The organism is Pseudomonas sp. NPDC089569, from assembly GCF_050280625.1.
In the GTDB taxonomy this organism is placed as follows: Bacteria; Pseudomonadota; Gammaproteobacteria; order Pseudomonadales; family Pseudomonadaceae; genus Aquipseudomonas.
Genome location: NZ_JBNNVQ010000004.1, coordinates 105,281 through 116,082, shown reverse-complemented (window position 1 = coordinate 116,082; position 10,802 = coordinate 105,281). Strand labels below are relative to the sequence as shown.

At 61.0% G+C, this 10,802-nt stretch carries 8 protein-coding genes; 6 read left to right on the top strand and 2 right to left on the bottom strand.

Annotated elements, in window-relative coordinates; all coding sequences use genetic code 11:
* Window positions 1-56 precede the first annotated feature (56 nt).
* Together ACQKP2_RS03700 and ACQKP2_RS03695 are read left to right on the top strand one after the other, a co-directional pair.
* Window positions 57-959, top strand: a complete 903-nt coding sequence (locus ACQKP2_RS03700) for a zeta toxin family protein (protein ID WP_427574435.1) — start codon at window positions 57-59, stop codon at window positions 957-959.
* 90 nt (window positions 960-1,049) lie between these two features.
* Window positions 1,050-2,972, top strand: a complete 1,923-nt coding sequence (locus ACQKP2_RS03695) for a PAS domain S-box protein (protein WP_427574433.1) — start codon at window positions 1,050-1,052, stop codon at window positions 2,970-2,972.
* On the opposite strand, the gene ACQKP2_RS03690 is transcribed toward ACQKP2_RS03695, so the two are convergent.
* A complete protein-coding gene (locus ACQKP2_RS03690) occupies window positions 2,950-4,314 on the bottom strand; it encodes a cation:proton antiporter (protein WP_427574431.1) in 1,365 nt (454 codons plus the stop codon). The two genes, ACQKP2_RS03695 and ACQKP2_RS03690, sit on opposite strands and share 23 nt — an antisense overlap.
* 375 nt (window positions 4,315-4,689) lie before the next feature.
* Entirely contained in the window at window positions 4,690-5,835 is a 1,146-nt protein-coding gene (locus tag ACQKP2_RS03685; RefSeq protein ID WP_427574429.1) for a MalY/PatB family protein, read from the bottom strand.
* Window positions 5,836-5,904: 69 nt separating this feature from the next.
* On the opposite strand from ACQKP2_RS03685, the gene ACQKP2_RS03680 reads away from it, so the two are divergent.
* The 4 genes from ACQKP2_RS03680 to ACQKP2_RS03665 all read left to right on the top strand — a co-directional run bounded on the left by ACQKP2_RS03680 (window position 5,905) and on the right by ACQKP2_RS03665 (window position 10,801).
* Entirely contained in the window at window positions 5,905-6,048 is a 144-nt protein-coding gene (locus tag ACQKP2_RS03680; RefSeq protein WP_427574428.1) for a hypothetical protein, read from the top strand.
* An 89-nt stretch (window positions 6,049-6,137) separates the two neighbouring features.
* Window positions 6,138-9,203, top strand: a complete 3,066-nt coding sequence (gene fdnG, locus ACQKP2_RS03675) for a formate dehydrogenase-N subunit alpha (RefSeq protein WP_427574426.1) — start codon at window positions 6,138-6,140, stop codon at window positions 9,201-9,203.
* A complete protein-coding gene (fdxH, locus tag ACQKP2_RS03670) occupies window positions 9,204-10,139 on the top strand; it encodes a formate dehydrogenase subunit beta (RefSeq protein WP_427574424.1) in 936 nt (311 codons plus the stop codon).
* Window positions 10,136-10,801, top strand: coding sequence for a formate dehydrogenase subunit gamma (locus tag ACQKP2_RS03665; RefSeq protein ID WP_427574423.1), 666 nt, complete (start codon window positions 10,136-10,138; stop codon window positions 10,799-10,801). The genes fdxH and ACQKP2_RS03665 overlap by 4 nt, the downstream gene beginning before the upstream one ends.
* Window position 10,802 lies beyond the last annotated feature (1 nt).

The following is a 10,802-nucleotide window of genomic DNA, read 5'->3' as shown; positions in this document are numbered from 1 at the left end:
TTTTATTGAGGAGGCCGGTTACCGGTTCAAGCCCTCTTTGATAAGGACATCAAGGCATGCCAGAAACAGTGCAATATCCCTACACCGAAGCGGACGTGAGCAAGGCGTTCGAAGAAATCACGGCCTCGCTGTTGAGCGGAAAAACCGCCGAAACCCCACCCAAGCTACTGGTTACTGCCGGGTTGCAAGGCAGCGGCAAAACCTATCTGCTGGAAAAACATCTGTTGCCTTCAGGGCGTTTCTCAAACCATGTTCGCCTGTACTTGCCCGAATACCGGAAAAAACACCCAAAGTACGACGAGATGATCCAGTTTGGCGTCTTGCACGCCTACGAGCACACCGAAGCGTTTGTCCGGGAACTCAGTGCAAGAATCTTCACCGAGGTGCTAGGCCGTCGACTCAACATCATCATGGAGTGCGCATTCGACAGCATTGAGTTTGCCGGGATTGCGACGTTCGCTTCCGGCTACCAGCTCGAGGCCCATGTCGTGGCATGCAACTTGCCATTCGCACACCTGTCGAGTATCAAAAGAGGCTTGAAAAGCCTCGAACACCAGGAACTGGAGCGATTTGTCAGTTATTCGGCACTGCAATCGAGCATGAACAATGCGATGGCCATTGTTCGCGCTTTCCAGACCCTTGCCGAGACCTGCGCCGGCTCACGACTTTCCCTCTACGAGCGCGGCCTGGGTGTCTTGAAGGAGCGCACCTTGCGGGCCCATAGCAGCTACAAACCGGACGACAAGGGCAAACTCACCGCCGTTTCGACCGACACGCCATACTCATGCAGCGCCTTTGGTCACATCATCCAGCGCCCTGTCCATGCCGAACAGGAGCGCGACGAGATGATCAAGGAATGTCATCTGGCACTGCTCAAGGCCGGGATACATGCCGAACAGGTTCCCGCTTTTGTCTATAACGACTTGCATACCTACATTGCCAGATACCTGTACCGCTGAAGCAGGCACGAGCAAACTGCCGACGGATCGGCTTTCCAAATCGGCAGTTTGTCGCATACTCCAGAAAACCTTCCATGGCGCGAGAACCCAATGAGTGAGGATCGAAGCAAGGTGGATGTGGGTGACGAAACGCGCTTTCGCCTGCTGATCGATGCGGTGGTCGATTATGCGATCTACATGATCGACCCCGACGGCATCATTTCCAGTTGGAATGCCGGGGCCAGGCGCTTCAAAGGGTATGAGGAAGCTGAAATCCTCGGTCATCATTTCTCGCGTTTCTACACCAAAGAAGATCGCCAGGCCGGTTTGCCGCAAAAGGCACTGGATACGGCCCTGCGCGAAGGGCGTTTTGAAGGCGAGGGGTGGCGAGTGCGCAAGGATGGCACGCGTTTCTGGTGCCATGTGGTGATCGACCCGATACATGACCCGTCGGGCAAACTGCTGGGGTTCGCCAAGATTACCCGTGACCTGACCGACCGGAAAATGGCCGAGGAAACGCTCAAGCAGAGCGAACAGCAATTTCGTCTGCTGGTACAAAGCGTGACGGACTACGCCATCTACATGCTTGCCCCGGACGGGCGGGTCACCAACTGGAACGCCGGAGCGCAACGCATCAAGGGCTACACGCCCGAGGAAATCATCGGCAAGCATTTTTCCCTGTTCTACACCCCCGAGGATCGTGAAGCCGGCGAGCCGCTGCGTACGCTAGACATTGCGGTGCGGGAGGGACGCTTTGAAAACAGGGCGTGGCGCCAGCGCAAGGACGGTACGCGGTTCTTTGCCCACGTGGTGGTGGACCCGATCTGGGGCGATACCGGCAGATTGCTGGGCTTCGCCAAGATCACCCGTGACATCACCGAAGCCACACAGGCGCAGCTGGACCTAGAACATACCCGCGAAGCGCTGTTCCAGGCGCAGAAGATGCAGGCCATCGGTCAGCTCAGTGGCGGTATCGCCCATGACTTCAACAATTTGCTGACGGTCATCCTCGGCAACCTGGAAATTGTCCGCAAACGCATGAGCGACGATCCGCGCATGACCCGCCTACTGGACAACGCCACCCAGGGGGCACTGCGTGGCGTGACCCTGACCCAACGCATGCTGGCGTTTGCCAGGCGACAGGAGTTGAAAGCCGAACCTGTCGATATACCGGCACTGGTGCAGGGCATCACCGGCCTGTTGCGCAGCTCCCTTGGACCTTCGGTGAAAATCGAGACCCGCTTCGTGCCCGCGCCCGAACCGGTACTGGCCGATGTCAATCAGCTGGAGCTGGCGGTGCTCAATCTGGCGACCAATGCGCGCGATGCGATGCCCAATGGCGGAAAGATCGTTTTCGGTACCCGCTCCGAGGTCGTCATCGACCAGCCCCAGTCATCCCTTGCACCGGGGCATTACGTCTGCCTGACGGTCACCGATACCGGTGAGGGCATGGACAGCGCCACGCTGGCGTCGGCGATGGAGCCGTTTTTCACCACCAAGGGCGTCGGCAAGGGGACTGGCCTGGGGCTGTCGATGGTGCATGGTTTCATCGAACAGATGGGAGGGCGATTCGCCCTCAAGAGTGAAAAAGGCCAAGGCACGACTGCCGAACTCTGGTTACCTGTCGCCAACGCCGCCCTTGGGGTCGGCCCGACCGTCACCGAACAACAGCCTGCGCAGGTATCGCCCCTGAATGTGCTGGTGGTCGACGACGACAGCCTGGTCCTGACCAGCACCTGCCTGTTGCTCGAAGACCTTGGCCATCGGGTCATCGTCGCCGAGTCGGGGGCCCGTGCATTGCAATTGATCGAAAGCGCGCAACACTTCGATCTGGTGATTACCGACATGGCCATGCCGCAAATGAATGGCGCACAACTGGCACAGGCCATCCGAATCCTGCAGCCGACCCTGCCGATCATCCTCGCCACCGGTTATGCCGAGCGCCTGGAAGGATTTGCCGTCGGACTTCCGCGCCTGTCCAAACCCTTTACCCAGTCCGGCCTTCTGGAAATCATCGCCTCGGCAATGAAGTGAGTTGGCGGCGGTACTGTTCATGGCGCGCGAGCATCGGCTGGGTGCTGATGCCGTGCAGCAGAATGCTCAGTGCCACCACCGACAGCGTGAGATCGGTGCATAGGCCGAGCACACCTGAGGGCAGGTTGTGGTTCAAGGCGTAGAAAAGGTAGTAGAAACTCCCGATGCCGCGAATCCCGAACCAGCCGATCAACAAACGTTGCCGGCCATCGAGCAACCGCCCCCATGGCAACAGGCCGACACTCAACGGCCGTATGACGCAGAACAACACCAGGGCCAGGCCCAGCGCACGCCAGTCCCAATGCCCGACCAGAACCACCCCGAGCAGGGTCACCAGGAAGACTTCCATGGCCCGTTCGACCAGGCTGCCGAATGACAGCATGTCGCCAATCATGATCCCGGCGGCAACCTGCGTGTCATCCAGATGCTCCACGTCGCCATGCACGGCCGCATCGGGCTCCAGATTCTGGTGACCCACCACCGGTTGAACCAAATGCTCGGCCGGCGGCTGCCAGTGCCCCGTGGATTTCACTTCGGCATGGCGCAAGCCCAACCCGGCGGCGAATACTGACAGAAAACCGTAGCCATGCACCGACTCGGCCGCGACATAGGCGAGGGCGATCAGGGCAAATGTCAGGTAATCGTTGGGGGAGAAAGTGCTGTCGGCGTTGCGGATACGCATCGACAGCGTCAGGCGGCCGATCCCCCGGCCCATGCAGTAACCGATCGAAAGTCCCGCCGGCACTGCCCAAAACAGGCGCTTGAGCACCCATTCATCCAGCCAGGCGGCGGATGTGTCCGGGACTTGTTGTACAAGCAGCATGCCGAAAATGACAAAGGGAAACGCGATGCCGTCGTTGAGCCCCGCTTCGCCTGAAAGTGCGAAACGCACGGTGTCGTCATCCCTCGCATCATTGACCTGCACCAGTGTGGCCAGTACCGGGTCAGTGGGGGCCAGAATCGCCCCGATCAGCAGGGACGGGCCCCATGCCAGGCCGAACCCGTGGTGCAGCAATACACAGACACCGGCGATGCTCAAGAGCATGACCGGACCGGCGAGGCCGAAGGCCACCCGCCAATTGGGATCCTTGAGCGGCAAGCGCAGTTTGAGGCCACACACGAACAGGGAAAACAGCACCGCGACTTCAGTCAGGTGCTCCATCCAGTTGGCCGCATCCCTGATGTCCAGCCTGAGCCAGCCCAGGCCCGCCGGACCGATGACCAGGCCCAGGACCAGGCACACGGCCGAGGTGGTGACCGGCATCCAGCGCAGGTAGGAAGAGGTCAGCGCCAGCGTCAGCAGCACGGCCCCCAGCACGGCGACCCAGGCGATGAAACTCATGGGCCTGGGTCGTCAGCCAATCAAATGCGCAAGATAGTGCCGTGGATGCGCTTGTTCTTCCTTGCGGATATCCGTCCATGTGAAGAACAGCTTGACGAAAGGTGCGGACATGGCGACCTCCAGATATCGGCAGGCCCACTACCGCAGGGCCTATAAGCTGTTGAGCACAGCTGCCATCCGGGGGTTCCATCTTTCGGCCAAAAGAACAGGCAGCGCACGGAATCGACGGCGATTGCGACCGCCCGGCCAATGCCCGTAGGAGCGAAGCTTGCTCGCGAACAGCGATTGTCAGGCAACCACGGTGAAGGACCGGCATTGCGCTGTTCGCGAGCAAGCTTCGCTCCTACAGGGGGCTGGGGAGCGGAGCCGAGAGAGTCAGGCCTTGAGGCTGCGCTCCATCCGTGCGATGCCTTCTTCGAGCAGCGAGCGCGGGCAGCCGAAGTTCAGGCGCACGAACTGGCGGCAGTCGTCGCCGAAGTCCAGGCCCGGGCTCAAGCCGACTTTAGCCTGCTCAAGGAAGAACTGCTGCGGATTGTCCAGACCCAGCGCCGTGCAGTCGAGCCAGGCCAGGTAGGTGCTTTGCGGCACATTCATGGTGATGCCCGGCAGGCGCGTGCGTACGGCGTCGACCAGGTAATCGCGGTTGGCCTGCAGGTAGGCACTCAGCTCGGCCAGCCAGGGCGCGGCTTCGCTGTAGGCTACGCGGGTCGCTTCAAGACCCAGCGGATTGACGCTGTCGACCATGCCGCAACGGGCGTGGTTGACGCGCTCGCGCACGTGGCGGTCCTGAATGATCATGAACGAGGTTTTCAGCCCCGCAATGTTGTACGCCTTGCTCGCCGACATCAGGGTGATGGTGCGCTGGGCGATTTTCGGGCTCAGGGAGGCCATCGGGATATGCTTGCGGCCATCGAAACAGAGTTCGGCATGGATCTCGTCCGAAATGATCCAGGCGTCCTGTTCCAGGCAGATGTCGGCGATGGCTTGCAGCTCCTCCCGAGGGAAGGCCTTGCCCAGCGGGTTGTGCGGATTGCTCAGCAGCAGGGCACCGCCGCCTTGCAAAGCGCGGCTCAGGGTAGCCAGTGGCGTTGTGTAAGTGCCGTCGGCTTGCGCGTCGAAATTCAGCTCGACCTTGTTCAAGCCCCAATGGCCCGGGGCGTGACGCAGTGGCGGATAATTGGGTACCTGCACCACGACATTCTGTTGCGCCTGCACCAGCGCCTTGAGCGCCATGTTGAACCCGGACTCGACCCCCGGCAGGAAGACCAGCTCCTGGGGTTCGACGCGCCAGGCGTATTTGTTCCACAGGTCGGCGACGATCGCCTCGCGCAGGTTGTCCGGGGCCACGCTGTAGCCGACCATCGGGTGTTCCAGGCGTTTTTGCAGTGCCTGGATGATCATCGGCGGTGCGGCAAAATCCATGTCGGCGACCCACATCGGCAATACATCGGCCGGGTAACGGCTCCATTTGGTACTGCCGGTATTGTGGCGGTCGAACACCTGATCAAAATCGAAAGTCATGCGCGGTCTCGTGAAGGCGGGGGCGGTTAATGGCGGCCATGATAAGCCCCAATCCCTGTAGGAGCGAGCATGCTCGCGATGGTCGCCAACGATAACGCTGATTGCCTGACACGCCGCGGTGCCTGGTTGTCCATCGCGAGCATGCTCGCTCCTACAGGGGAAGGGCGTTGCCCGACGGTCGGCTCTCATGGTGATTTCGACAGCCTTGTCTAGAATTCAACTGTCGGCAGCCAGACTGCCGCAACCGTGTTTGCCCGCAAATCCGGCAACGTACCGGATCTTCACCTGATCAGGAGTGCACGATGGACCTCAGCCGTCGTCAGTTCTTCAAGGTCGCCGGTATCGGCCTTGCAGGCTCTAGCCTGGGCGCGTTGGGCATGGCCCCGACGCCTGCCTTTGCCGAACAGGTGCGTCACTTCAAGCTCGCCCATACCCATGAGACCCGCAACACCTGCCCGTACTGCTCGGTCGGCTGCGGCTTGATCATGTACAGCCAGGGCGATACCGCGAAGAATGTCGCGCAAAACATCATTCATATCGAAGGCGATGCCGACCACCCGGTCAATCGCGGCACGCTGTGCCCGAAAGGGGCCGGCCTGCTCGACTTCATTCACAGTCCGGGGCGCCTGCAATATCCGCAGGTGCGCAAGCCCGGCAGCAGCGAGTGGACGCGTATCACCTGGGATGAAGCGCTCGATCGTGTGGCCGATTTGATGAAAGCCGACCGCGACGCCAACTTCATCGAGAAGAACGCTCAGGGCCAGACAGTGAACCGCTGGTTGACCACCGGGTTCCTGGCGGCATCGGCGGCGTCCAACGAAGCGGGCTACATCACCCATAAGGTCATTCGCAGTCTCGGCATGCTGGGGTTCGATAACCAGGCGCGTGTCTGACACGGTCCGACGGTGGCAAGTCTTGCCCCGACGTATGGCCGTGGAGCCATGACCAACCACTGGAGCGATATCGCCAACGCGAATCTGGTTCTGGTGATGGGCGGCAACGCAGCGGAGGCGCATCCGTGCGGCTTCAAATGGGTGACCGAAGCCAAGGCGCACAACAAGGCGCGGCTGATCGTGGTCGACCCGCGATTCACCCGGACCGCCTCGGTGGCCGACTTTTACGCGCCGATTCGTACCGGCACCGACATCGCCTTCATGGGCGGGTTGATCAATTACCTGCTGACCGAGGACAAGATCCAGCACGAGTACGTGCGCAACTACACCGACGTGTCGTTCATCGTCAAAGCCGGCTATGGCTTCGAAGATGGCATTTTCAGCGGCTACGACGCGGCCAAGCGGCTCTATACCGACAAATCCGGCTGGAGTTATGAGCTGGGCGAGGATGGCTTCGCCAAAGTCGATCCGACCCTGCAGGACCCGCGTTGCGTCTATCAGTTGATGAAGCAGCATTACAGCCGCTACACCATGGAACTGGCGAGCCAGATTTGCGGCATGCCGGTCGATGCCATGAAGAAAATCTGGGAGGAAATCGCCACCTGCTCGCAACCGGGCAAGACCATGACGATTCTCTACGCCCTGGGCTGGACCCAGCATTCGATCGGCGCGCAAATCATTCGCAGCGCCGCGATGGTGCAACTGCTGCTGGGCAATGTCGGCATGCCGGGCGGAGGCGTCAATGCGTTGCGCGGGCACTCCAACATTCAGGGGCTGACCGATCTTGGGCTGTTGTCCAACTCCTTGCCCGGCTACCTCACGCTGCCGCTCGATGCCGAGCAGGACTACAACGCCTATATCGTCAAGCGCACGCAAAAGCCTTTGCGTCCCGGCCAGCTGTCCTACTGGCAGAACTACGGCAAATTCCATGTCAGCCTGATGAAGGCCTGGTACGGCGCCAATGCCACCGTCGACAACAACTGGGCCTACGATTACCTGCCGAAACTGGACATTCCCAACTACGACGTCCTCAAGGTCTTCGACCTGATGAGCCAGGGCAAGGTCAACGGCTATATGTGCCAGGGCTTCAACCCCATCGCCGCCTTGCCGGACAAGAACCGCGTGACGGCGGCGCTGGCCAGGCTCAAATGGCTGGTGGTGATGGACCCGCTGTCCACCGAAACCTCGGAGTTCTGGCGCAATGTCGGCCCCTACAACGACGTCAAGAGCGCCGACATCCACACCGAAGTGATTCGCCTGCCCACCACCTGTTTTGCCGAAGAGGACGGCTCGCTGGTCAATAGCAGCCGCTGGCTGCAATGGCACTGGAAAGGCGCCGACGGCCCAGGCCAGGCGCGCACTGACGTGCGGATCATGAGCGAATTGTTCCTGCGCCTGCGTCAACGCTATCAGGCCAATGGCGGCGCTTATCCCGACCCGCTGCTCAAGCTGTCGTGGCCTTACAAGATCCCCGACGAGCCTTCGCCCGAGGAGCTGGCCAAGGAGATCAACGGCAGTGCCACTGTCGACTTCACCGATGCCACCGGCGCCGCGATCAAGGCCAATTCGCAACTGGCCGGGTTCGCCCAACTCAAGGATGACGGCAGCACCGCGTCCGGATGCTGGATTTTCTGCGGCAGCTGGACCGAGGCCGGCAACCAGATGGCCCGGCGTGACAACAGTGACCCGTTCGGCATGCACCAGCACCAGGGCTGGGCCTGGGCATGGCCGGCCAATCGGCGAATTCTGTACAACCGCGCCTCGGCTGACGTGCAAGGCAAGCCGTGGGACGAGAAAAAACGCCTGGTGTGGTGGAACGGCAAGGCCTGGGGCGGCACCGATGTGCCGGACTACAAGGCTGATGTGGCGCCGGAGGCGGGGATGAATCCGTTCATCATGAACCCCGAGGGCGTGGCGCGATTCTTCGCCGTCGACAAGTTGAACGAAGGCCCGTTTCCCGAGCACTACGAGCCGTTCGAAACGCCGATCGGCATCAACCCGCTGCACCCGCAAAACAAGAAAGCGACCAGCAACCCGGCGGCACGGATCTTCGATTCGGTGTGGGACAGCCTCGGCGTGGCCAAGGACTTCCCTTACGCCGCCACCAGCTATCGCCTGACCGAGCATTTCCACTTCTGGAGCAAGCACTGCCGGCTCAATGCGATCGCGCAACCGGAACAATTCGTCGAGATTGGCGAGGTGCTGGCCAAGGAGAAAGGCATCGTCGCCGGCGACCGCGTACGGGTCAGCAGCAAGCGCGGTTTCATTGAAGCCGTGGCGGTGGTGACCAAGCGAATCCGGCCGTTGCAGGTCAACAATCAGGTGGTGCACCAGATCGGTATTCCGTTGCACTGGGGCTTTACCGGCCTGACGCGCCACGGTTACCTGACCAACACCCTGGTGCCGTTCCTGGGCGATGGCAACACCCAGACCCCGGAATCCAAGTCATTCCTGGTCAACGTGGAGAAAATCTGAATGGCCAGCCAAGACATCATTGCCCGCTCGGCCACCACCACCGTGCCGTCCTCGGTGCGCAATCTGGAAGAAGTGGCCAAGCTGATCGACACCACCAAATGCATCGGCTGCAAGGCCTGCCAGGTGGCGTGCTCGGAATGGAACGAATTGCGCGACGAGGTGGGCCACAACCACGGTACCTACGACAACCCGCAGGATCTGACGGCCGATACCTGGACCCTGATGCGTTTTACCGAGCACGAAACCGACGCGGGCAATCTGGAATGGCTGATCCGCAAGGACGGCTGCATGCACTGCGCCGAACCCGGTTGCCTGGCGGCATGCCCCAGCCCCGGAGCGATCATCAAGCACGCCAACGGCATCGTCGATTTCAACCAGGACCATTGCATCGGCTGCGGTTACTGCATCACCGGTTGCCCGTTCAACATCCCGCGCATTTCGCAAAAGGACCACAAGGCCTACAAATGCACGCTGTGTTCGGACCGGGTGGCGGTGGGGCTGGAGCCGGCGTGCGTGAAAACCTGCCCGACCGGCGCCATCGTCTTCGGCTCCAAGGAGGACATGAAGGAGCATGCCGCCGAACGCATCGTCGACCTCAAGAGCCGCGGCTTCGACCACGCTGGTCTGTATGACCCGGCAGGTGTCGGTGGCACCCATGTGATGTACGTGTTGCATCATGCCGATACGCCCAGGTTGTACGCCGGACTGCCGGCCGATCCGGCCATCAGCCCGCTGGTGGGCCTGTGGAAAGGCGTGAGCAAGCCCCTGGCGCTGCTGGCCATGGGCGCTGCGGTGCTGGCCGGGTTCTTCCACTATGTGCGCGTCGGGCCGCAAATCGTCGAAGAGGATGAACTGCCACCGCCGAACGATTCAGCGGTACATGAAGTCGATCCCTCCGTGCACACCTATGATCCGAAACGGGAGAACAGGCCATGATGCGCAAACAGATCCTGCGCTACACCGCCAACCAGCGCACCAATCACTGGCTGGTGGCGATCCTGTTTTTCATGGCGGGGTTGTCCGGGCTGGCGCTGTTCCATCCCGCCATGTTTTGGCTGAGCAACCTGTTCGGCGGCGGGCCGTGGACGCGCATCCTGCACCCTTACATGGGCGTGCTGATGTTTGTGTTGTTCCTGGGACTGGTCTTGCGTTTCTGGCGTGCCAACTACTTCATCGCCAACGACCGCCTGTGGCTCAAACGCATCGACCGGGTGATGAAAAACGAGGAGGAGGGCGTGCCGCCCATTGGCAAGTACAACCCCGGGCAGAAACTGCTGTTCTGGACTTTACTGCTGTGCATGCTGGTGTTGCTGTTCAGCGGCCTGGTGATCTGGCGAGCCTGGTTCAGCGCCTGGTTCGGTATCACCATCATCCGTTGGGCGATGCTGTTGCATGCGTTGGCAGGCTTCGTGCTGATCCTGAGCATCATCGTGCACATCTATGCCGGGATCTGGATCAAGGGCTCGGTCGCCGCCATGCTGCACGGTTGGGTCAGCCGCGCCTGGGCCAGGAAACACCATGAACTCTGGTATCGCGAAGTAACGCGTGAGCAAACGCGCGACGGGACTGCGCCACCACCGATCACGAAAAAGGGCTGAC